This window comes from Arthrobacter sp. (assembly GCF_031988865.1).
GTDB lineage: Bacteria > Actinomycetota > Actinomycetes > Actinomycetales > Micrococcaceae > Arthrobacter_B.
This window is the reverse complement of record NZ_DALZXY010000056.1, coordinates 1-22618: the sequence shown is the minus strand read 5'-3', so window position 1 is coordinate 22618 and position 22618 is coordinate 1. Positions and strand designations below refer to the sequence as shown.

At 66.1% G+C, this 22618-nt stretch carries 20 protein-coding genes and 1 pseudogene; 11 read left to right on the top strand and 10 right to left on the bottom strand.

Translation table 11 applies throughout. The annotated features are described in order from the left end of the window. Together RTN46_RS11105 and RTN46_RS11100 are read left to right on the top strand one after the other, a co-directional pair. Positions 1 to 232 (top strand): annotated as a pseudogene (locus RTN46_RS11105) (protein translocase subunit SecF); the annotation flags it as partial. Between the two features lie 244 nt (positions 233 to 476). After that, on the top strand, positions 477 to 2786 hold the full coding sequence (locus tag RTN46_RS11100; protein WP_396157650.1) for a RelA/SpoT family protein: 2310 nt from the start codon (positions 477 to 479) through the stop codon (positions 2784 to 2786). A 30-nt stretch (positions 2787 to 2816) separates the two neighbouring features. Here RTN46_RS11100 and RTN46_RS11095 read toward each other — a convergent pair whose 3' ends face one another. The 3 genes from RTN46_RS11095 to RTN46_RS11085 form a co-directional block, all read right to left on the bottom strand. After that, entirely contained in the window at positions 2817 to 3434 is a 618-nt protein-coding gene (locus RTN46_RS11095; protein ID WP_312181370.1) for a hypothetical protein, read from the bottom strand. 124 nt (positions 3435 to 3558) lie between these two features. Further along, positions 3559 to 4992: a DUF349 domain-containing protein gene (locus tag RTN46_RS11090; RefSeq protein ID WP_312181369.1), complete on the bottom strand. Its 1434-nt coding sequence runs from the start codon at positions 4990 to 4992 to the stop codon at positions 3559 to 3561. Positions 4993 to 5056: 64 nt separating this feature from the next. Next, on the bottom strand, positions 5057 to 5833 hold the full coding sequence (locus RTN46_RS11085) for a peptidylprolyl isomerase (protein ID WP_312181367.1): 777 nt from the start codon (positions 5831 to 5833) through the stop codon (positions 5057 to 5059). Between the two features lie 214 nt (positions 5834 to 6047). On the opposite strand from RTN46_RS11085, the gene hisS reads away from it, so the two are divergent. The 3 genes from hisS to cofE all read left to right on the top strand — a co-directional run bounded on the left by hisS (position 6048) and on the right by cofE (position 9540). After that, positions 6048 to 7391, top strand: coding sequence for a histidine--tRNA ligase (gene hisS / locus RTN46_RS11080; protein ID WP_312181365.1), 1344 nt, complete (start codon positions 6048 to 6050; stop codon positions 7389 to 7391). Between the two features lie 203 nt (positions 7392 to 7594). Continuing rightward, entirely contained in the window at positions 7595 to 8599 is a 1005-nt protein-coding gene (locus tag RTN46_RS11075; RefSeq protein WP_312181364.1) for a TIGR03557 family F420-dependent LLM class oxidoreductase, read from the top strand. Next, complete coding sequence (cofE, locus tag RTN46_RS11070) at positions 8551 to 9540, top strand: coenzyme F420-0:L-glutamate ligase (RefSeq protein WP_312181362.1); 990 nt, start codon at positions 8551 to 8553, stop codon at positions 9538 to 9540. The genes RTN46_RS11075 and cofE overlap by 49 nt, the downstream gene beginning before the upstream one ends. Before the next feature lie 62 nt (positions 9541 to 9602). On the opposite strand, the gene RTN46_RS11065 is transcribed toward cofE, so the two are convergent. The 3 genes from RTN46_RS11065 to RTN46_RS11055 are packed head-to-tail and all read right to left on the bottom strand — an operon-like array spanning position 9603 to position 12641. Next, positions 9603 to 10424, bottom strand: coding sequence for an ATP-binding cassette domain-containing protein (locus tag RTN46_RS11065; protein ID WP_312181360.1), 822 nt, complete (start codon positions 10422 to 10424; stop codon positions 9603 to 9605). Next, positions 10421 to 11521, bottom strand: a complete 1101-nt coding sequence (locus tag RTN46_RS11060) for a putative F420-0 ABC transporter permease subunit (protein WP_396157646.1) — start codon at positions 11519 to 11521, stop codon at positions 10421 to 10423. Before RTN46_RS11060 ends, RTN46_RS11065 begins: the two co-directional genes overlap by 4 nt. After that, complete coding sequence (locus RTN46_RS11055) at positions 11514 to 12641, bottom strand: putative F420-0 ABC transporter substrate-binding protein (protein ID WP_312181358.1); 1128 nt, start codon at positions 12639 to 12641, stop codon at positions 11514 to 11516. Before RTN46_RS11055 ends, RTN46_RS11060 begins: the two co-directional genes overlap by 8 nt. A 351-nt stretch (positions 12642 to 12992) precedes the next feature. Between RTN46_RS11055 and RTN46_RS11050 the strand changes: the two genes are divergently transcribed. From RTN46_RS11050 to RTN46_RS11040, 3 genes are read left to right on the top strand one after another with little or no spacing between them, the layout of a single operon-like run. Next, the gene (locus tag RTN46_RS11050; RefSeq protein WP_312181356.1) at positions 12993 to 13841 is read left to right on the top strand and encodes a nitrilase-related carbon-nitrogen hydrolase; all 849 of its coding nucleotides are present in this window, start codon (positions 12993 to 12995) and stop codon (positions 13839 to 13841) included. A 59-nt stretch (positions 13842 to 13900) separates the two neighbouring features. Then, positions 13901 to 15322: a dihydropyrimidinase gene (gene hydA, locus RTN46_RS11045; protein WP_312181354.1), complete on the top strand. Its 1422-nt coding sequence runs from the start codon at positions 13901 to 13903 to the stop codon at positions 15320 to 15322. Positions 15323 to 15332: 10 nt separating this feature from the next. Next, positions 15333 to 16349, top strand: coding sequence for a TIGR03842 family LLM class F420-dependent oxidoreductase (locus RTN46_RS11040; RefSeq protein ID WP_312181352.1), 1017 nt, complete (start codon positions 15333 to 15335; stop codon positions 16347 to 16349). A 209-nt stretch (positions 16350 to 16558) separates the two neighbouring features. Here RTN46_RS11040 and RTN46_RS11035 read toward each other — a convergent pair whose 3' ends face one another. Continuing rightward, positions 16559 to 17476: a class I SAM-dependent methyltransferase gene (locus RTN46_RS11035; RefSeq protein ID WP_312181350.1), complete on the bottom strand. Its 918-nt coding sequence runs from the start codon at positions 17474 to 17476 to the stop codon at positions 16559 to 16561. Between the two features lie 47 nt (positions 17477 to 17523). On the opposite strand from RTN46_RS11035, the gene RTN46_RS11030 reads away from it, so the two are divergent. Next, positions 17524 to 18111, top strand: a complete 588-nt coding sequence (locus RTN46_RS11030; RefSeq protein WP_312181348.1) for an XRE family transcriptional regulator — start codon at positions 17524 to 17526, stop codon at positions 18109 to 18111. A gap of 33 nt (positions 18112 to 18144) precedes the next feature. On the opposite strand, the gene RTN46_RS11025 is transcribed toward RTN46_RS11030, so the two are convergent. Then, entirely contained in the window at positions 18145 to 19050 is a 906-nt protein-coding gene (locus RTN46_RS11025; protein WP_312181346.1) for a serine hydrolase, read from the bottom strand. Continuing rightward, positions 19050 to 19925: a LysR family transcriptional regulator gene (locus RTN46_RS11020; RefSeq protein ID WP_312181344.1), complete on the bottom strand. Its 876-nt coding sequence runs from the start codon at positions 19923 to 19925 to the stop codon at positions 19050 to 19052. The genes RTN46_RS11025 and RTN46_RS11020 overlap by 1 nt, the downstream gene beginning before the upstream one ends. A 129-nt stretch (positions 19926 to 20054) precedes the next feature. On the opposite strand from RTN46_RS11020, the gene bla reads away from it, so the two are divergent. After that, the gene (bla, locus tag RTN46_RS11015) at positions 20055 to 20981 is read left to right on the top strand and encodes a class A beta-lactamase (RefSeq protein WP_312181343.1); all 927 of its coding nucleotides are present in this window, start codon (positions 20055 to 20057) and stop codon (positions 20979 to 20981) included. A 150-nt stretch (positions 20982 to 21131) separates the two neighbouring features. On the opposite strand, the gene RTN46_RS11010 is transcribed toward bla, so the two are convergent. Next, positions 21132 to 21383 (bottom strand): hypothetical protein, encoded by a 252-nt coding sequence (locus RTN46_RS11010; protein WP_312181342.1) that lies wholly within the window; start codon positions 21381 to 21383, stop codon positions 21132 to 21134. A gap of 171 nt (positions 21384 to 21554) precedes the next feature. On the opposite strand from RTN46_RS11010, the gene RTN46_RS11005 reads away from it, so the two are divergent. Further along, a complete protein-coding gene (locus RTN46_RS11005; protein WP_312181340.1) occupies positions 21555 to 22556 on the top strand; it encodes an adenosine deaminase in 1002 nt (333 codons plus the stop codon). Positions 22557 to 22618 lie beyond the last annotated feature (62 nt).

The following is a 22618-nucleotide window of genomic DNA, read 5'->3' as shown; positions in this document are numbered from 1 at the left end:
CATCGGTGCCTACCTGCTCGGTGCCGGCACACTGAAGGACCTCTCGCTGGCGCTGTTTATCGGCATCATCCTTGGCACGCTCGGTACCCTGTTCGTCGCGGCACCGCTGTACGCCTGGCTCCGCCGGAAGGAACCTGAGATCGTGAAGCAGGCCAAGCGTGTAACCGACCGCCGTGAGCAGAAAACCCGTGCAGCCGCTGATTCCGCGGCGGCTCCTACCGCGGCGACGTAAGACTCTCCAGGCTCCACCACCACCGGTTCCGTCCCTTCCCCTGCGGGAAGAACGGAACCGGTGGTGTAAGGGCAGCAGTTTGGGGGCATAGACTGGGCAGATATCTGGAAAGAAAGGGCAGCAGTTGGCCGACAGCGCTACGCCTGCCGACAGTGCAGGAAAAGACCGGGGAACGTCCGCAGCCCCAGGTACCGGGAACTCCCAGGAAACAAGCCCGGGAAACAACGGATCTGCCGGAGTCCAGGTGAAACCCGGACCGGTGGAACCGGGATCCAATCCTGCCCCGAAGCCACTTCCCAAACCGGTACAGGTACGCCGCCAAGGAACCCGGGCCAGGCTGGCACGCCTGGCCGGACGCGGCGGCACGGCCTACTCACCGATGCTGGAACCGCTGCTGCGCACCGTCCGCGCCAACAACCCGCGCGAGGACCTGGACCTTATCCAGCGCGCCTACCTGGTCGCCGAGCGCAGCCACGAAGGCCAGAAGCGCAAGAGCGGGGACCCGTACATTACCCACCCGGTGGCAGTGGCCACCATCCTGGCCGAACTGGGGATGACCGGAACCACCCTGGCCGCCGCGCTGCTGCACGACACCGTCGAGGACACGGCGTACACCCTGGACGAACTGCGCAGCGAGTTCGGGCCGGAAGTCGCCATGCTGGTAGACGGCGTTACCAAGCTGGACAAGGTGACCTTCGGTGACGCGGCCCAGTCCGAAACCGTCCGCAAAATGGTCGTGGCGATGGCCAAGGACATCCGCGTCCTGGTTATCAAGCTCGCTGACCGGCTGCACAACGCCAGGACCTGGCGCTTCGTCTCCCCTGAATCGTCTGCCCGCAAGGCCCGGGAAACGCTGGAAATCTTCGCTCCGCTGGCCCACCGGCTTGGTATGAACACCATCAAGTGGGAACTGGAGGATCTCTCCTTCGCAGCCCTGCACCCGAAGGTGTACGACGAAATCGTCCGGATGGTCGGTGACCGTACCCCGGAGCGCGAGAAGTACCTCAGCACCGTGCGCAGCCAGATTGCGGATGACCTGCACAACGTCAAGATCAAGGCCACGATCACCGGCCGCCCCAAGCACTACTACTCGATCTACCAGAAGATGATCGTGCGGGGTAAGGACTTCGACGACATCCATGACCTGATGGGCGTCCGTGTCCTGGTGGACTCCGTCCGCGACTGTTACGCCACCCTCGGTGCGCTGCACGCGCGCTGGAACCCCCTGCCCGGGCGGTTCAAGGACTACATCGCGATGCCGAAGTTCAACATGTACCAGTCACTGCACACCACGGTGATCGGCCCCGGCGGCAAGCCGGTGGAAATCCAGATCCGCACCCATGACATGCACCGCCGGGCAGAGTACGGCGTGGCCGCCCACTGGAAGTACAAGGACACCGCCAAGAACGGCGGCACCGTTCCGGACAACAGCGACATGGGCTGGCTGCGCTCCCTGGTGGACTGGCAGCAGGAAACCTCTGATCCGGATGAATTCCTGGACTCCCTGCGCTTTGAGATCAACGCCCGCGAAGTGTTCGTCTTCACCCCCAAGGGCGAGGTCATGGCGCTGCCAGCCGGGTCGACCCCTGTCGACTTTGCCTACGCGGTGCATACCGAAGTGGGACACCGGACCATCGGCGCCCGGGTCAACGGAAAGCTGGTGCCGCTCAACAGCGAACTCCAGCACGGCGACTGGGTGGAAATCTTCACCTCCAAGGCCGAAGGCGCCGGGCCCAGCCAGGACTGGCAGGGCTTCGTCAAGAGCCCCCGCGCCCGGAACAAGATCCGCCAGTGGTTCACCAAGGAACGCCGCGAAGAGGCAATCGAAAAGGGCAAGGACCTGCTCACCCGCGGAATGCGGAAGCAGAACCTTCCCCTGCAGCGGCTGATGAGCCACGACGCCCTGGTGGCAGTGGCGCAGGAGCTGCACCACCAGGACATTTCGGCCCTGTACGCGGCGGTCGGCGACGGACATACGTCGGCACAGAACGTCATCGAACACCTGGTCAGCCTTATGGGCGGTCACCAGGGGGCGGAGGAAGACCTCGCGGAGACGCCGGTGTCCTCCACCGCACGGCGTCCGAAGTTCTCCGACTCCGGCGTGACCGTGCGTGGTGTCGGGGATGTGTGGGTGAAACTCGCCCGCTGCTGCACCCCGGTGCCGCCGGATCCAATCGTGGGCTTCGTGACGCGCGGTTCAGGCGTTTCGGTGCACCGCACCGACTGCCGCAACGTGCAGGAGCTTCGGGACCAGCCGGACCGGATCGTTCCGGTGGACTGGGCTCCCACCCAGTCCTCGGTGTTCCTCGTGGAGATCCAGGTGGAGGCGCTGGACCGCAAGAGCCTGCTCTCCGACGTCACCCGGGTGCTTTCCGAGAACCACGTCAACATCCTCTCGGCCAGCGTGAACACGTCCAGCGACCGGGTGGCGATGTCCAAGTTCGTCTTCGAGATGGGCGATCCGAAGTACCTCAGCCACATTCTCAGCGCTGTCCGGCGCATCGACGGCGTTTACGACGTCTATCGCACCACAGGCAACCAGCGCCGGGTCTGAGCCCGCAGGGACCTTCAAGGCTTCCGGGGATCATCGAGGTGCGGCTGCCTCCGCCAGCTCCACCGCCTCGAGTCCCTGCTTGGTGCCTGGCACCCGTTTACCGTTCCGCAGCAGGGTCCTGACGTAATGCAGGGAGCAGTTCAACCCCGGTTCGCGGGACATTAGTCCCAGCACAGCGGCAGCTTCGGCGAGCGGGGCCTGAAGTGCGACGTCGACGGCGGTCCGCAGCGGTTGCGTCACCATCACTCCGCCAAGGTCCAGCCGGTCCGCCGGCCCGAGAGCCACTTCATGCAGCACGGCCCCGCTGAACGGCGGCAGCGACGAGGTGCGGCGGCGGTTATCCACCAACAGCGTGAGCCGGCGCGGCGGGGGAGCGCAGCCGTAAATCCAGGCGGCGCTGAGCCGGCCGAATACATACCGCCCCCGGAGCGTGGGCGGTAGCTGGTGCGCGGCCGCCAACGCGCGGGCGAGCGGCCCGGGACGCACATCCCAGCGCACATAGGTGGAGCCATAGACCCGGGTCACCAACAGGTCCCGGCACATCCCCTGCAGTTCCGCTGCCGAGAAAAGGTCGCCCGCATGGAAGATGGCACCCCCGGTGGAGGTAATCTCCGGGATGGAACCGGGGTGTGGGCGCGGCAATGACATGGCTCCAGACTGTCCTGCCGGCCGGAAATGCAACAGGCCCGGATCCCGCCTGTGGAAAAGCGGAATCCGGACCTGCCGCATTCAAACTGCTGGGGACGGGTGCTGCCACCCGGCCGCCGGTCTACTAGGAGAAGTCCTGGGCCGAGCGGCGGAGCGTTTCCAGCCACTCCTTCCGGGCTTCCAATGCCTCACGGGCATCAGCGATCTTCTTGGCGTTGCCGTCCTTCTCTGCGGCCGCGAGGTCCTCCTCGAGGGAGGCGATCGCGGCTTCGAGCTGGCTGAGGGCGCTGTTGGTGCGGGCCTTGGTTTCCGGGTTGCTCCGCTGCCAGTGCTCGTCCTCGGCAGCCTTCACGGCTTCCTCGACCTTCCGGATTCCAGCTTCCATCCGGCCCATGTCGGCGCGCGGAACCTTCCCGGCTTCTTCCCAACGGTCGCGGATGGACTGCAGGGCCTTGCGTGCCGCGTTCAGGTCGGTGACGGGCAGGATGCCCTGCGCTTCGCGCAGCAGGCCTTCCTTCACGACCAGGTTGGCGGCAAATTCTTCGTCAATGACCTCATTGGCTGCCTGTCGTGCAGCGAAGAACTTGTCCTGGGCAGCACGGAAGCGGGCCCACAGGGCGTCGTCATCCTTGCGGCTGGCCCGCTTGGAAGCCTTCCACTCGTCCATCAGGCTCCGGTACTCGGAGGCGGTGTTACCCCAGTCGGTGGACGTGGAGAGTGCCTCTGCGCGGGCGATGAGTTCTTCCTTCGCGCGCTTGGCCTCAGCATTCTCATTGTCCAGCTGTGAGAAATAGGCGCGGCGGTGCCGGTCGAAAACCGTCCGGGCGGAGCGGAAACGCTTCCACAGGGTGTCTTCGTTGCTGCGGCCCAGCCGCGGGCCGTTCTTCTGCGCGGCCTTCCACGCTTCGAACAGCTCGTTCATCCGGTTGCTGCTGGTCTTCCACTGGATGGTGGCAGGATCCTTGGCAGCAATTTCCTCGGCCTCGGCAACAATCGCTTCGCGGGCGGCAAGTTCACGGGCCCGGACAGCCTCGGTCTCGGCGCGCTCTGTGGCTTCAGCTTCCTTGATGCCGGCACCGAGGGCTTCGATGCGCGCGTCGAGGGCCAGCACATCGCCGACCATCTTGCGCTCAGCGACCTGCTCGGCGAGGTGCTTGAGGGTCTTGTGCATGTCCCCGGCAGGTGCCTTGGCTGCCACCCGCTGCTCCAGCAGCATGACCTGGCTGACGGCGTCGTCGTATTTACGCACGAAGTAGCTCAGCGCTTCCTCACGCGTCGCATCAGGGTACTGGCCCACGGGGAATTCTTCGCCGTCGACAATCAGGAAGACATGGCCGTCTTCCTCGACGCGGGCGAACTTTTCAGCTTCGTCCAGCGGTGTGGTGTGTGCTGCCGGAGGAGCTACAGCCGGCGCGGGCGCAGCGGCTCCGGGACGGGGCGCCGCGGGAGCAGGTACCGGACGCCGGGCCGCGAAGGCGGCAGGGCTGGGCGCTGGGGTGCCCTGGTTGTCCGGAGTAGTCCCGGTGGCTGTTTCGTCGGATTTCTGACTGTCTGTCACCGCTAAAAGTCTTTCACTCGATGGATGGCCTCCTGCGAAGCCCGCTGTGCCATTCTATTCAGGGTTACTGCAGGGTAAACGAGTCTATCGTCACCGGTGTTAGGGGTTTTCCGTCCTGGACGCCGCCTGCCACCCCGGCTTCGGCAATGGATCCCAGAACATCCTGCCCTGACGTTACCTTACCCATTATCGTGTACCCGCCGGTCTCCTGCGTTATTACCGAGTCCTTGTAGACGATGAAGAACTGCGTACCGTGTGAATCCGTTGTCCCCGCGCGGGCGACGGCGATCGATCCGGCGGGGTAAACGCCGTCGGCGGGCGTGTTCTCAACCGGGCCCCACTGGTAGTCCGGGTCGGAGGCACCGGTACCGTCCGCCGAACCGCATTGCAGGACACCCATGCTCTCCCCGGTGGTCAGCCGGTGGCAGCTCTTACCGTCAAAGAAACCCTCATCCGAAAGGGACTTGAACACGGCGACCGCCTGCGGGGCCACGTTTCCGTCCAGCTCAATTCCCACCGGGGCTCCATTCAGGGACAGCGCACCGCTAAAGATGCGCCCCTCGGCGAGCGACGGGTCAGGAATAGCGGATGCACTGCCCGTTTCCGAAGATCCAGCCTTTGCCTGGCTCTCCAGCAGCGCCAGATCCTCGGCGGTGGGGCTGGAAGAGAACCAGAAGACCTGCAGGGCAACTGCCAGTGCCAGCACGAGGGCCCCCGCAATCCCGGCGTAGACATTGTCCTTAAGCCGCCGCCTGCCCTGGTTCCGGGCCAGGGCCTGCCGGGCTTCCATACGGGCCGCGCGGCGGCGCGCTTCACGGTCGGTGCGGTTGCTGACCTTCACCGCTGCCTCCTTCGGGGAACCTTGGTCTGGAACAGGGGGTTGGGCGCCGGGGCGGCGCCGGGGTGCTCTGCGGCACCCATTGGAGCGGAAGAGGCTAAAATGAGTGCCGCACACAGTTTATGCATGCAGCAGCTGTGGTTTCCCAGTATCCGGTCCCGGGCGCTCCGATGTGTCCGCACTGCCGGAGCCGATCCACCCTAAGGAGTTCTCCCGCATGGCACGCAAGGCCTCACTGTCCGGTTTCCCCGAATGGCTACCGCAGGAGCGCCTCGTCGAACTCCACGTACTGGACGTGCTGCGCCGGACCTTCGAGCTGCACGGGTTCGCCAACATCGAGACCCGGGCCGTGGAAACGGTCGGGCAGCTGCTGCGCAAGGGCGAGATCGACAAGGAAGTCTATGCGCTCAGCCGCCTGCAGGCCGAGGAAGGTGAGGGCAGCGGCAAACAGGACCCGAACCAGCTGGCGCTGCACTTTGACCTGACCGTGCCGTTCGCCCGCTACGTGGTGGAGAACGCGGGCCACCTGGCCTTCCCGTTCCGCCGCTACCAAATCCAGAAGGTTTGGCGCGGAGAACGTCCGCAGGAAGGCCGCGCCCGCGAATTCACGCAGGCCGATATTGATGTGGTGGGCGACGGCGACCTCCCGTTCCGGTACGACGTCGAGCTGGCACTGGTCATCGCCGAGGCACTCGGCGCCCTGCCGATCCCGGATTTCCGCATCCGGGTCAACAACCGCAAGCTGGCCGAGGGCTTCTACCGGGGGATCGGCCTGGAAGACACCGCTGGTGTGCTCCGCAGCATCGACAAGCTGGAGAAGGTTGGGCCGGCCCGGGTTGCCGAACTGCTGCAGGAAGAACTTGGTGCCACCCCCGAACAGGCTGACCTTGCCCTGAAGCTGGCATCCATCCGCACCGATGATGTGTCCTTCGCGGCGCAGGTCCGGGCGCTGGGGGTCACGAACGAGCTGCTGGAGACCGGCCTTGATGAGCTGGAGCAGGTCATCGCCGAAGCCGCCAAGCGGGCGCCGGGCAAGGTCGTCGCAGACCTGTCGATTGCGCGCGGCCTGGACTACTACACGGGCACGGTCTACGAGACGGTCCTGGTGGGTCACGAGCAGCTGGGCTCCATTTGTTCCGGCGGCCGGTACGACGCCCTGGCCTCCAAGGGCAGCCGCACCTTCCCCGGTGTTGGCCTCTCCATCGGTGTTACCCGACTGGTGATGCGCATCCTCAGCCAGGAGTTCGCCGAAGCCTCACGTTCCGTTCCCACGGCCGTGCTGGTGACCCTGGCCGACGACGATTCCTGGTCCGCGGCACAGGATGTCGCCGCGTCCCTGCGCGGCCGCGGCATCGCCGTCGAGGTTGCCGCGAAAGCGGAGAAATTCGGCAAGCAGATCAAGTACGCGGACCGCCGCGGGATCCCGTTTGTCTGGTTCACCGCCGACGACGGCAGCCACGAGGTCAAGGACATCCGTTCCGGCGACCAGATGGCCGCCGATCCAGCCGTGTGGACGCCGCCGGCCGAGGACCTTCTGCCGCAGGTCACCGCTCGGGGCTGATTCTTGCTCGGCTGATTTACTGTGGGCTGAATCTTGTCTGGCTGATTTACTGCGGTCTGGCTTTTGCTCGGCTGATCTGCTGCCGGCCTGATCTACTGCGGGGCTGATCTGCTGCCGGCCTGATCTACTGCGGGGCTGATTTGTTGCGGGGCTGAAACACGCCGGTTCCGGGTTGTGCCCGGCGGCTGGCCTATAGTGGCTGCATGAAAACCCCACTCCGGATCGGTTATGCGGCCATGTTGGAACAATTCCATCCGACGGAGGCCGTTGCTCTTTCCGCCTACGCGGAGGAGCACGGTTTCTCCGGAGTGATGGCCGCTGACCACTTCCAGCCGTGGGTTCCGGCGCAGGGACAGTCCGCCTTCGTCTGGAATGTCCTGGCGGCGCTGGGGGAGCGCACCAAGGGTGATATCGGTCCCGGAGTCACCGCGCCCACCTTCCGCTGGCACCCGGCAATGGTGGCGCAGGCCTCGGCCACGCTCGCTGCCATGTACCCGGGGCGGCACTGGCTGGGTCTGGGGTCCGGCGAGGCGCTGAACGAGCACGTCACAGCCCAGTACTGGCCGGAAGCACCGGAGCGGATCAACCGCATGTTCGAGGCCATCGAGATTATCTCCAAGCTCTTCGCCGCGTCCCTGGCAGGCAAGGACGTCCGGCACAGCGGCACCTTCTACAAGATGGAATCCACCCGGCTGTGGACCATGCCGGAGACCGCTCCGGAGATCCTGGTCGCCACGGCGGGCCCCGTGACAGCGAAGCGTGCCGGAAAGCACGCCGACGGCCTCATCACGGTGGGAGCGCCGCTGGAGAAGATCGAGGGATTGTTCGCACGGTTCGACGCCGGGGCCCGCGAAGCGGGGAAGGATCCGGACACTATGCCAAAGGTCCTGCAGCTGCACCTGAGCTGGGCGCCGACCTACGAGGAAGCCCTCGCCAACGCCATGACCGAATGGCCCAACGGCGGGATGAAGTTCCCCAAGGCGGACATCCGTTCCCCATTCGAGCTGGAACAGATGGCGCGCCTGGTGCGGCCGGAAGACTTCGAGGGACGGCTGCTGATCTCCGAGGATCCGGACGTGCACCGCGCCTACATCCAGAAATTCGTTGACCTGGGCTTTGACCGGATCTATCTGCACAACGTGGGCCGAAACCAGCGGGAGTGGATCGATACATTCTCTTCCAGCGTGCTGCCGGAGCTGAGCCGATGAACCCCGCGCTCTCCGGAACTTTTTCCGCGCCCGCCTCAGCCCCCCTCCCGGACACGCCGGCTGCCCAGCAGCTGGCCATCACCCCGGTGCACGGGATCGGGGAAGTGCAGGCCGGGGACGACCTGGTGGAACTGATTGGGGCTGTCTGCGGCCGGGACCTGCGCAGCGGGGACATCCTGGCGGTGACCTCCAAGATTGTGTCCAAGGCCGAGGGCCGCTCCCTGCCCGCAGACCGCCGCGACGACGCCGTCGCCCAGGAAACGGTGCGGCTGGGCGCCAGCCGCACGCATGAGGGCGGGACCACGCGCATTGTGGAGAACCGGCTCGGGATCGTCGCCGCAGCCGCAGGGGTTGATGCCAGCAACACCGCCGACGGGACGGTCCTGCTGCTGCCATTGGATCCGGACGCGTCGGCACGCGAACTGTGCCGCGGCCTGAAGCGCGACTTCGGAGTCGACGTCGGCGTGGTTATCACCGATACCCTCGGCCGGCCCTGGCGCGAGGGGCAGACCGACGCCGCGATTGGCGCCGCAGGACTGAGCGTCCTGCTGGACCTGCGCGGGCGGCCGGACCGGTCTGGACGGGCGATGTCCGCCACCGTCACCGCGGTAGCCGATGAAATCGCGGCTGCCGCGGACCTGGTGAAAGGCAAGACGTCCGGAGTGCCGGTGGCGCTGGTCCGCGGCCTGGACACGCTGGTGACCGTCGGCGGAATGGACCGCGACCCAGGCGCCCGGGCCCTGCTGCGCCCGGCCGCGGAGGACCTGTTCCGGCAGGGATCCACCGAGGCCTACGAGGACGGGCGGCGCAGCGGCACCCGGTCCGGCTACAACGCCGGTTACGACGACGGCCACGGGGCCGGGTACGAGGACGGGTACGCAGCCGGTTACGCTGCGGCAGCCGCCGAGGCCCGCCGCCGTGCGCGTTCTCTGGGCGGCTAATTCGTCGGGCGGCCGAGCACTGGCTTTCCCGGGATACCGCCGGCCGTTGGCAGGGACGCCGCCTAACGGCTGAGCGCCACCAGGGGCCGTCCCGTGGCCGGGTGTGCCAGCAGCACGGCGTTGACGCCGTAGACCTCCCGGAGAAGCTCCGGAGTGAGGACGCTCCCGGTCGGCCCCGCTGCGGCCACCCTGCCGCGGTGCAGGACGAGAAGGTGCGAGCAGGCGGCTGCCGCATGGTTGATGTCATGCAGCGCGGCCGCCACGCCGAGCCCGTCCGCAGCGAGGTCCTGCAGCAGGTCCAGGGTTTCCAGCTGGGCGGCGGCATCCAAATGGTTGGTGGGTTCATCCAGCAGCAGCACCGAGGGATCCTGGGCCAGTGCGCGGGCCAGCTGCACCCGCTGCCGTTCTCCGCCGGACAGGGTCGGGTACATCCGCTCCGCCAGATGCTGCGCACCGGCCGACACCAGGGCCCGCTCCACGGCCGCTTGGTCCAGGGGTCCGTCCGCGGCGAACAGGCTGCGGTGCGGCGTCCGGCCCAAGGCCACCACCGCCCGAACCGGCTGCGCGACGTCGTCGGGCAGCGACTGCTCGACCAGTGCGATGCTCCGGGCCCGCTCCCGCGTGTTGATCCGGTTCAAGGGGCGGCCTTGCAGCAGCACCGTCCCGGCATCCGCGCCGAGCACCCCGGCGAGCAGATGCAGGAGGGTGGACTTCCCCGCCCCGTTGGGCCCCAGGATTCCGGTGACTGTTCCGGGCCGGAGGCTGCAGTCGACGCCGTCAACCAGCATCCTTCCGCCGCGCAGCACAGACACGCGTTCCGTGGCCAGCTGCTGCTGGCCTGCGCTGGGGACCGCGCCCTGGACCCGAAGTGCGCTCCGGCTCATGAGGAACTCCGACGGCGGAGCAGCAAGGCAATGAAGACGGGAGCTCCGATCAGCGCAGTCACGATGCCCACCGGGATTTCCCGCGGATCGAAGACCGTCCGCGCCACTGTATCGGCGAGGACCAGGAACAGTGCGCCGGCCAGCGCGGAGAGCGGCAGCAGTGACCGGTGCCCGGTCCCGCCCAGCAGCCGGACTGCATGGGGAAGGACCAGGCCCACAAACCCTATCGATCCGCTCACGGAGACCATCGCGCCGGTGAGCAGCGCCGTGGCGCCGAGCAGGATCCACCGGACGGCGGGCACCGGGACCCCCAGGGCGGAGGCCGCCGTGTCACCAAAGGCGAAGGCATCCAGCAGCCGGCCACAGAACATCAGCGGAATTCCCACCACAGCCAGGACCGGAACGGCGATGGCGGCACTGCCCCAGGTAGCTCCCGCCAAAGACCCCATCAACCAGCCCAGGACCTCACGGTAGGAATCTCCCTGCGCCGTCCAGAACACGATAAAAGATGCCCCTGCCGCGGCGAGCGATGACACCGCCAGCCCCGCCAGCACGGTCCGGGTGGGAGTGATCGTCCCCAGCGCACCGGCCAGGGAGAGGGTAAGAACCATGGCGAGCATGGCGCCGGCGAAGGCGGCAGCGGGAAGCACAACGGCGGCACCCAGGAGTAGTACGGAGACGGCACCCAGCGAGGCCCCGGAGCTCAGCCCGAGAAGGTAGGGATCAGCCAAAGGATTGCGGGTCAGCGCCTGGATCACCGCGCCGCACAGTGCGAGCCCGGCACCGACGGCGGCAGCCGTCAGCAGGCGGGGCAGCCGCAGTTCCCGGATGATCGCTTCCTGCACAGGGGTTAGGGCGCTGTTTCCCGGTGCGAACAGGGCCAGCCACGCCTCCCGAAGGCCTAGGCCGGATGGACCCACGGTGAGGGCCCAGAACATGGCCGCCGCCAAAGCGGCAGCCAGCACGGCTGCAATCGACCAGGTCCGGGAGCGGGGATTCGCGGGGGTGGTTTCCGGGACTCCGCCGGCAGCCGCGTGGGCACCGGCCGTCTGCCCCGCCGGGCGGGCCGAAGCCTGCGGCACCCGGATGTCAGTCAAAAGCGGCCACCTGCTCCGTGAGGGACCGGACGGTTTCAACGTTCCGCACGCCGGCCTCCGATGCGGCGAAAGGCACCACCAGGTACCGCCCATTCCGGACAGCATCGAGCTGGGAAAGGACCGGATGGGATTCCAGTACCGCCTTCTTCTTTTCGACGCTGCCCCAGGCCGAGTCCACCAGCACAATCACGTCCGGATCGGCGGCGGCAACCGCCTCCCAGGAGTATGGACTCCAGCCCTGATCGATATCGGCGGCGATGTTTTCCAGCCCGGCGGCTTCGAGCATCAGCTGCGGAGCTCCGCTGCCGGCGCCGACATAGGGGGTGTCGGATCCAGAGCTGTACCAGAGGGCGCTCAGCCCGGCCTGCGAGGGATTCACACCGGCGAGTTCGGAGCGTTGCGTGTTCACCAGTTCTGCTGCCGCCTCCGGTGCGTCAAAGAGCCTGCCCACTTCCGTAATCGAAGCGAAAATGTCGTCGAAAGTCAGCGGATCGGGGCGGTAGCCGTCCTGCTGGCAGGCGGCCGGGGAGACGTAGGTGGCGATGCCCAGGCCAGCCAGCTGGGCCCGCTCCCCGGCGCCGTCGGCGGAGAAATTCGACTCCCAACCGGCAAAGACCAGGTCAGGGGCCAGGGCCAGGACGGCTTCCCGCGAGGGCACCTTGTCGGCCAGGACCGGTGGCACGATTCCCGGCTCCCCTGCGGAAGGTGCCCAGGCTGCGGGCACCGGGCCGTCGGAGAAGGCCGTGCCAACAATCCGGTCGCCGAGCCCGAGGGCCAGCAGCATTTCGGTGGAGGTGGACTTGATGGTTACTACCCGTTGCGGCGGGCCGCTGAGGCTCACGGGGCTTCCGCAGTTGTCCACTTCGACGGGATATGCGGCGGACGGATCGGTGGCAGCCGCTGCTGGTTCCTCGGGCTGCGGTGCGGAACAGCCGGCAAGCAGCAGGGCAGCTGTACACGCGAGGACAGTCCCGAGCAGGGCGGCGCGGCGGTGGGCCGGCCAGACGGTAGGAGGGGCCAGAGCGGGCCGGGCAGGCACACGGCGGGCAGGTGCACGGCCGGCAGAGGCGGTGCGGGCAGCATGAGCGGTTCGGGCAGGAGCGGGACGGGCACGTGTCATGGGACCTCGCTGGGAGCGATCTGGATGGAACATGCCGGTGCCCCCGCAGCGGTGCGCGTGGGAGGGTCCGGGAACTCATGGCCACGGCCCAAATCAAGGCCAGCGGATCCCGGCCAGACCGGCCGGAGATCGGTTGCCCGCCGCCGGAATGAAAGCGTACCGGCGGCAATTTCTACACTCTTGCAGACTGAGGCCGCATAGCCAAGGATGGCGGGCACGGAGAGAGAAGTTGCCCCGCAGCTTTATCTCCCACCCCCGGCACGAAATCTATAGCGCAAAGAATAGGAAAAGGCCCTGGCCGGCCTTTTGCGGAACAGGCGGCAGCAGTGCCGCCGGAATGTGGAGGCTGCTTTGACAATCGTCCGTACCGCCCTGACCCAGACAACGTGGACCGGTGACGAGGAATCCATGGTCGCCAAGCACGAGGACTTTGTTCGGCGGGCAGCCGCGGAAGGTGCGCAGGTCATTTGTTTCCAGGAACTGTTCCATGGTCCGTACTTCGGGATCGTCCAGGACAGCAAGTACTACGAATACGCCCAGTCGGTTCCCGGCCCGCTGACGGAACGCTTCGCCAAACTCGCTGCCGAGCACAACATGGTGATCATCCTTCCGGTGTATGAGGAAGAGCAGCCCGGGATCTACTACAACACCGCGGCAGTAATCGACGCCGACGGCACCTATCTCGGCAAATACCGCAAGAACCACATTCCGCACGTGGAGAAATTCTGGGAGAAGTTCTATTTCCGCCCCGGAAACCTGGGCTGGCCCGTTTTCGACACCGCCGTCGGCAAAGTCGGAGTCACCATTTGCTATGACCGGCATTTCCCCGAAGGATGGCGTGTCCTCGGGCTGAACGGTGCCCAGCTGGTCTTTAACCCCAATGCCTCCAAGCCGGGGCTGTCAAACCGGCTCTGGGACCTTGAACAGCCCACCGCGGCGGCCGCCAACGGCTATTTCGTCGTGGTGCCCAACCGGGTCGGAGAAGAAACCAACGAATTCGGTGAAGAGGCCGTGGACTTCTACGGAACCTCCTACATTGCCGACCCGCAGGGAAACTATGTGGGCGAGCGCGGGGCCCGCGACGCCGAGGAACTGATGATCCGGGACCTGGACATGGACCTTGTCCGCACTGCCCGGAACAACTGGCAGTTCTACCGGGACCGCCGCCCCGACGCTTACGACCCGATCACGGCGCCGTAGGCCGCTCGGGCGAGGCAGGGACCCGGAACAGAAGCACACAGGAAGGCAAGGAACGTTTTATGGCAACAACGCTCATCTCCGGCGGCACCGTCGTCACCGCCACCGGCCGCAGCGCCGCGGATGTCCTGGTGGATGGAGAGAAAATCGCGGCGGTCCTCGCGCCGGGCACCACCGCGCTGGGCCACGACCTCGCCGGAACGGTGGACACCGTCCTGGACGCCACCGGCAAGTACGTGATTCCCGGCGGCATCGATGCCCACACCCACATGCAGATGCCCTTCGGGGGCACCGAAGCCTCCGACACTTTCGAAACCGGCACCCGGGCGGCAGCCTGGGGCGGCACCACCACCATCGTGGACTTCGCGATCCAGCGCTACGGCGAACGCGTGATGGACGGGCTCGCCGCCTGGCATGAGAAAGCCGCCGGCGAGTGCGCCATCGACTACGGGTTCCACCAGATCATCGGCGAAGTCAACGACGACTCGCTCAAGGCGATGGCGTCCCTGGTGGACGAAGGCGTCTCCAGCTACAAGCTCTTTATGGCCTATCCCGGAGTTTTCTACAGCGACGACGCGCAGATCTACAAGGCCATGCGGGTCGGCGCCGAGACCGGGCTGATGACCATGATGCACGCCGAGAACGGCCCGGCCATTGACGCGATGGTCGCCGAACTGCTGGCCCAGGGCAAAACCGATCCGTACTACCACGGCGTTGCCCGCGCCTGGCAGATGGAGGAGGAAGCCACGCACCGGGCCGTTATGCTCGCCAACCTCACCGGCGCGCCGCTCTACGTTGTCCACGTTTCGGCCAAGCAGGCCGTGGAGCAGCTGGCCGCTGCCCGGGACGCCGGGCAGAACGTCTTCGGCGAAACCTGCCCGCAGTACCTCTACCTGTCCCTGGAGGACCAGCTGGGCGCCGAGGGCTTCGAGGGCGCCAAATGGGTCTGTTCCACGCCGCTGCGGTCCAAGCACGAACACCACCAGGACCACATGTGGCAGTCGCTGCGCACCAACGACATCCAGATGGTCGCCACCGACCACTGCCCGTTCTGCATGAAGGGCCAGAAGGACATGGGGGTGGGGGATTTCTCCAAGATCCCCAACGGCATCGGATCGGTGGAGCACCGGATGGACCTGATGTACCAGGGGGTGGTGGACGGAAAAATCAGCCTCGAACGTTGGGTGGAGATCACCAGCACGACGCCGGCACGGATGTTTGGCATGTACGGCACCAAAGGCGTGATCGCCCCGGGCGCCGACGCCGACGTCGTAATTTACGACCCGAACGGGCACACCTCGATCGGGCTGGAAAAGACCCACCACATGAACATGGACTACTCGGCGTGGGAGGGGTACGAGATCGAAGGCCATGTGGACACGGTGATGTCCCGCGGCAAGGTGGTCATCAATAACAACGAGTATCTGGGCAGTAAGGGGCACGGACAGTACGTACGCCGCGCAACCAGCCAGTACCTGATCTAGGGGGAGCAACATGGAATTTGGTGCGGTACTGCAGTGCAATCCTCCCGCCCAGCGGACGGTGGCACTGGCCAAGAAGGCCGAAGAACACGGGTTCGACTACGTTTGGACCTTCGATTCGCACCTGCTCTGGCAGGAGCCCTACGTGATCTACAGCCAGATCCTGGCCGAAACCCGGACCATCAAGGTGGGGCCCATGGTTACCAACCCGGCCACCCGGGACTGGACAGTGACGGCGTCGACCTACGCGACGCTGAACCAGATGTACGGAAACCGGACCGTGTGCGGGATCGGCCGCGGGGATTCCGCGGTGCGGGTGACCAACGGGGCTCCGACGACGCTGAAGACCCTGCGGCAGGCCATCCACGTCATCCGCGAACTCGCCAACTCCCGGCCGGTTGAGTACAACGGGGCCACCCTGCAGTTCCCCTGGAGCCAGGGCTCCGAGCTGGAAGTCTGGGTGGCTGCCTACGGGCCGCTGGCGCTGAAGCTGGCCGGGGAGGTGGGGGACGGGTTCATCCTGCAGCTGGCCGACGTCGATATCGCCGAGTGGATGATCCGCACCGTCCGGCAGGCGGCAGCTGACGCCGGCCGGGATCCGGACAGCCTTTCGTTCTGTGTGGCAGCGCCGATGTATATCGGCACGGACCGGGAGCATATGCGGAACCAGTGCCGCTGGTTCGGCGGGATGGTGGGCAACCACGTTGCGGACATCGTTACCAAGTACGGCTCGGATTCCTCCGTGCCGCGGGCCCTGACCGACTACATCGCCGGACGCCAGGGCTACGACTACAACGAGCATGGCCGGGCGGGGAACACGCATACGGACTTTGTGCCGGATGAAATCGTGGACCGGTTCTGCATCCTGGGCACCGCCGGCGAACACATGGAGAAGCTCGGCAAGCTCAAGGCCCTGGGCGTCACGCAGTTCGCCGGCTATCTCCAGCACGACAACAAGGAAGAAACCCTGCGGGTCTACGGCGAGACGGTGATCCCGGCGCTGCGGGACAGCGTGGCTGCGAAGGCCTGAAAGTGGACGCGTAGCAGGACGTGTGCGGGCCGCGCGTCCGCGCCCAGCACCCTCATCTTCTTAGCTGTTCCGATCCTGCTGACAGGCGCAACCTGCCTTGCAGTCCGCCGCCGCCGCAGGCTGGCCGTGCAAGGGCACCGGGCGCCACGTCATCGGGCCGGCTGATCGATGCAGCGCGAGGCGGCCGACTCACGCTGCATCGGGAAGGCCTAGCGTCCCGGACGGGCTGCCCACACTGTCCGGCTGCCGCGCATCGTCAGGTCGGTGCGCCGGGTCAGGGATTGTGGGCCCTCCGGGTCCAGCAGCTGGTCAAGGTTTGCCAGGTCTTCGGGCGAAAGCGTGTCCTCCAGTGCCGAACGCATCCTGGACAGGAACGTCTGGGCGCTGCGCAGAATCAGGTCGTGGTCCTGGTCCGTGGCGTACGTGAAGGTGCGCTGGTCGGTGACAGTCATGCCGGCGTCCCGGATGGCCGTAGTCCAGTTCGGGTGCGCGTTCCAGCCGGCGGTGGCTCCTGCCTCGTGGCAGCGCTGTTCGAGCCCCGGGGCGCCAAATCCCAGGTCGTCCGGCAGATGGCGCGGCAAGGAGTCCATTTCAACGACCACCAGAAGGCCTTCCGGGGCAAGGGTTTCGCGGATCTGGCTGAACACGCGGTCCGGCTCGCTCATGTGGTGCATCGAGGAGGCCGCCCAGATCAGGTCGACGCCGGTGAGTCGGGGCCAATCGGTATCCAGGTCGACCTGCTGGGTGGAGATCCGGTTGGACAGTCCGTGCTTTTCAACCGTCGAGGCCAGCCGTTCAAGCATGAACTCGGACTGGTCGACGGCCACCATGCGCGCGTCAGGAAAGGTCCGCGCCAGGCCGAGGGTGCCGGTGCCCGTTCCGGCGCCAAGGTCCATGATGGTTCCCGGGTTCTTCTGGTGGCTGGCGGTCCAGTCGAAGATTTCCTGCAGGTGCTCATGCAGCAGCAAGGCGTCCAGGTCCAGTGCTTCGGCCAGGCCCGGCTCGTCCGACTGCTGGTGTTCGTTGTGCCGGCTCTGCTGGTGGTTACGTTCCTGACCAGCAGGGTGGCCGTGCTGGTGGGTGTTGTGATGTCCATTGTGCGGTCCATGGGAATGCTGCGAAGTCATGGGTTAAGCCTAAGCAGGGATTGCTCCCGTCGAATACACTCTTGCCTATGACGCAAGATCTTCCGGGGGACCTTTCCTTGGACTCGGTAATCCGCCAACGCCTCAAGGGGCTGCGCCTGGCCAAGGGCTGGTCCCTGGACGCACTGGCCGCACGCTGTTTCCTGAGTCCGTCCACACTGAGCCGCATTGAAACGGGTCACCGCAGGATCGCCCTGGACCAGTTGGTTCCGCTGGCCAAGGCCCTCGGAACCACGCTGGATCAGCTGGTGGAGTCCAGTGCTGACGACGACGTCGTGATCCGTCCGGAGCCCGAACACCAGCGCGGGGTGACGAGCTGGCTCCTGTCGCGCGAGCACGCTGCCAACGGCACCACTGTGGCCAAGATGCGGATCACCCCTGAACGCTCGATGGAGGACATTGGTCTGAGCGTGCATCCCGGCCGGGAGTGGTTCACCGTGCTGTCCGGAACCGTGAGCCTGGTGCTGGGGGAGCGCACCATCCTGGTTCAGGAAGGGCAGGCAGCCGAGTTTTCCACGATGGTTCCGCACCGTGTCGGCGCCCATGAGGGTCCAGTCGAGATCCTGACGATTTTCGACCACGGCGGCGAACGCGCGCATCTTCACCCTCATGAGTGATTGAACAGGAGAACCCCGCCAACGGCTGCGGAACTACCGGAGGGCATCGCGGAGTTGCCTGGCCGCGGACCCGAGGGTGGCATCGGCTACTGGCTGGTTTGCGGCCGGAACGCGTGATTCGCTCAGCACGCAGATCACGTAATCGTGTCCGTCGTCGTTCTCGAGGACACCAACCTCGTGCCGGAGGTTGAGCAGAGTTCCAGTCTTCGACGCCCAGCGGGAGGCATCGGAGGCTAGATCCGGGGAGAGCCTTTGACGGTGGACATTCGCATGGAGCGTCTCCCGAACCCGGGCGGCGGCCGCACCCGGCATCCACGACGGCCGCCACACCTCGGTGAGGAGGTTGGCGAAGGCCCGGGCCGTTCCGACGTTGGCCCGGGAATGGTCGAGCTGGGGGATGGGATGAGTGCCTTCGGTTTCACCGCCACGGTGCGCCAGCGTGTGCGCCAGCCGCTCATGGCTTGGGCCCAGGGCTTCCATGATTGTGGTGTGGAGGTCGGAGAGCCTGTGTCTGACCCGGATGTCCGGCAACCCGGCCCGGGCGAGCCAGGCGTTCACCTGCGAGGGATCGACGAGGGTGAAAAGTGCATCGGCAGCCGCGCTGTCGCTGAGAGATACGGCGAGGGTAACGAGATCTTCGACCGCAATGCGCGCCTCATGGCGAAACCGGGTGGTCCCGGTGGGGCCAGGACTGGATGCTGCTTGGGGCGGAATCCCAACGGTCATTGCCGGGTCAAGGGCACCGTCATCGATCTGCTCGAGCACCAACGCCGCGAGCGGCAGTTTAACGAGCGAGGCTACGGGGAACTGGCGGTCTGCGTCCAGGGAGATCTCGTCGCCCGATGTGAGGTCCCGTACGAGCAGCGAAGCCTGAAGCCCGGCAGCTGCGAGCTCTTCACGTACGCCGTCCACCACGCCGCCGGAGGAAGGGTGCGGCATCACAGGCGCCCACCATCCTCGTGTGCCAGGAACGCCGTTGCCATACCCCCGTCGATAAGGCCTGCAAGCGTTTCGTGGGTCGGTTCCGGGGCATGATGGGTGCGGGCTCCCCGCACCACTTCGATGGCGGCCCACGGCCGCCAAAACAGGCCTGATTCCTGCGCCTCACCCGGCGTGCACAGAAGATAGTCGCCGAAGCGGATGATTTCAGCCAACGTGAGCGGCCGGTCCTTGATGACGGCCAGTTGGTCCGCGGCCAGCCCGTTTGCCTGCATTCTCTGCTCAAGTCTTCCCCGGACGTGTGCGACGTCGTCCTCTTCGCTGACCCAGACTTTCAGTCGCCTGCCGCGTCGGGAACGGAGCTGGTCAAAGTGCAGGGGCGCGGCGTGGCCGTCGGCCCGTGCCACACCCAGCGGCACCGTCCAGGTGGCCTCGTCCGGTGGTGCCGGCAGAATGGCCGCGTCGAGCCACCCCTCGCCCAGGGCCTTCCGGCGTGCGGGGGGACTGTCCCTCCGCAGCTCGGCCGTCGGAAGGACGGATCCATAATCGACCAGCATCCGCGCGCAGACGGGATCACTCCACGAACGCGGGATGCCGATCCTAAAGGGCCGGGGGAGCGCCTGCCGGGCAGTGGATTCGATCGCGGAAGCAGCATCGACGAGCCGCTGGGCTTCGGGAAGCAGCATTCGCCCGATCACGGTGAGCTGTGAGCCGCGGCCGCCGCGCTCCATAACGCGGATGCCCAAGGACTCCTCCAGCATGGACACACGGCGGCTTGCGATCGGCTGCGCCAGCCCGAGGACATCGGCAGCGGCGGTGATACTGCCGTAATCCTCTACGGCCACAACCACCCGCCACGCTTGAACAATATCCACCCGACTCAGGCTACCCGGGGCCAAACACCGTGAGTCATGCCGAACCGGTATGGTCCATCCCGAATTCGGCTTGCCGGCTCGGCAGCCTGCTGAGGGAAGGTGGGTCTTTCCCGATCCCTAGGAGCAACCATGACTTACCACCCTTGCCGTCCCGCTGCCGCACTCGGGCTGTCCGCCTTGTTACTGGCACTCACCGCATGCACCGGGGCCGCCGAGGACCCGCAGCCGGGTCCGGACGTGTCAGCTCCGGCGGCCAGCAGTTTTGCTGAAGAGGCATTCGCCTCACTCGAGGAACGTTACGAAGCGACTCTCGGCGTTTACGCAGTCGACACCGGATCCGGGAAAACGGTCGAGCACCGTGCCGATGAGCGCTTCGGATACGCATCGGCGATCAAGGCGCTTTCGGCTGCCGCTGCGCTCGACTCGGCGACCGACGGCGGGCTGGACGATCCTATTCCCGTCGCCGCGGAAGACATCGTTACGTACTCGCCGGTGATGGAGGAGCACGTCGGCGGCACCGTAACCCTCGGTGAGGTGGCCGACGCCGCGGTGCGCTTCAGTGATAACACCGCGGGCAACCTTCTGTTTGAATATCTCGGCGGGCCGGCCGGGCTTGAGGATGACCTGCGCGGGCTGGGTGATGATATGACGAACGTCAAGCGGATCGAGCCCGACCTCAACCAAATTGCTCCGGGCGATGACCGCGACACCAGCACACCCCAGGCGCTGGCCACCTCGCTGTTGAAATATGCGGTTGGCGGTGAGCTGGAAGCGAATGATGAAGACTTGCTGATAAACATGCTCAAGGGCAGCACGACCGGCGATACATTGATTCGAGCGGGAGCACCCGACGGCTGGGAAATTGGCGACAAATCCGGTGCGGGCGCGTACGGCACACGGAACGACATTGCTGTTGCCTTCCCGCCCGGCGGCGGTGCACCGATCGTGATCGCCGTCCTCTCGAACCGCAGCGAACCCGATGCAGAGTATGACGATCGCCTTATTGCCGAGGCCGCGGAGACGGCCTTCGACTCACTGCTCAACGAGGGGCACTGAATCCCGGGAGAAGTTGTCCATGGGCGAAGCAGCGAATCGCGGTTAGGCGGCAGCGATCTGCACAATGGTTCCGCACCGGACCGGCTAGCGCGAACCTGGCTCCCGCCAATAGCAGGCGTTACTGACGGCCGTCTGCCGCCAAATCGCTGCCTAGCTGGTGGTCCCTGCCTCTTCATCGTTGGCAGCAGCTTCGATCCAGTCAGTGACCTCGTCCGGAAAATAGAGGGCGGGCGTACCGCCGTCGGCGTCCGTCAGCGTGGCTGCAGGACCGCCGGCAGCCGCGACCTCCCGGGCAATGGCCTCGGGCACGGCATCGCCGTTATTGTTGATCAGCCACGCTCTTGTTGCCGGTTCCAGGTTTGCCCACCACTGCGTCCCTACGGACGGTTGTTCGCTGTTCATGGGACAAAGTTTGGGCTGCCGAGCCGCGGATCAGAAGCCCCCTCGGACAACTGGTCCAGGTCAGTGCGCGACACCCGTCCCGGGGAGAATGGTTTTGCCGCGGCGGGCATCCTAGGCTGCAAGGAGGCTGCTTTACGCGGCCGCCGCCGGATTATTTGAGAGGACCCACCCTTGAGCAAGCTGCCCTGCGCCGAACTCCACCTCCACATCGAAGGAACCCTGGAGCCGGAGCTGATCTTTGCACTGGCTGCCCGCAACGGCATCGAACTGCCCTACGCGGACCTGGATGAGCTCCGCGCACGCTACGAGTTCACGGACCTGCAGTCCTTCCTCAACCTGTATTACGCCAACATGGAGGTGCTGCGCACCGAGGCCGACTTTGCGGACATGACCCGCGCGTACCTGACCCGTGCCGCGGCAGCCGGCGTCCGGCACGTGGAGATGATGGTGGATCCGCAGGCGCACCTGATCCGCGGCGTCTCGCTGGAGACCTGCATTAACGGCGTCGCCTCGGTCCTGGAGACGTCCCTGGAGGAATTTGGCATCTCCTCTGCGCTGATCGCGGCCTTCCTGCGCGACCGTTCACCGGAGGAAGCCTCCAAGGTGTTCGCCGATCTGCTGGCCATGAACGCTCCGATCATCGGGATCGGCCTGGATTCCGCCGAACTCGGAAACCCGCCGGAGAAGTTCGTGCCGCTGTATGAGCAGGCCCGTGCGGCCGGCCTGAAGCTGGTGGCGCATGCGGGGGAGGAAGGCCCGTCGCACTACATTGAACAGGCACTGGATCTGCTGCTGGTGGATCGGATCGATCACGGGATCCGCTGCATGGAGGACCCGGAACTGGTGGCTCGCCTGGAACGGGAGCAGGTGCCGCTGACCATCTGCCCGTTGTCCAACGTCCGGCTGCAGGCCGTGGATTCATTGGAAAGCCACCCGCTGCCGCTGCTGCTGGAACAGGGACTGAACGTCTCGGTGAACTCTGACGACCCGGCCTACTTCGGCGGCTACGTCGACGACAACTTCGCGGTGCTCCGCGAGACCTTTGACCTGAACCCCGCCCAGCTGGCGCAGCTCGCCGGGAACTCCATCACCGGATCCTTCGCCTCCGCTGAACGCAAGGACGAGCTGCTGGCTGAGCTGGAAGCCTGGCTGCTGGTGCAGGGGACGGTCTAGCTCATCGCCCGCGCCGGAAGGCCAGGCGGACGACGGCGCCGGCCACAATCGCCATCAGGCCC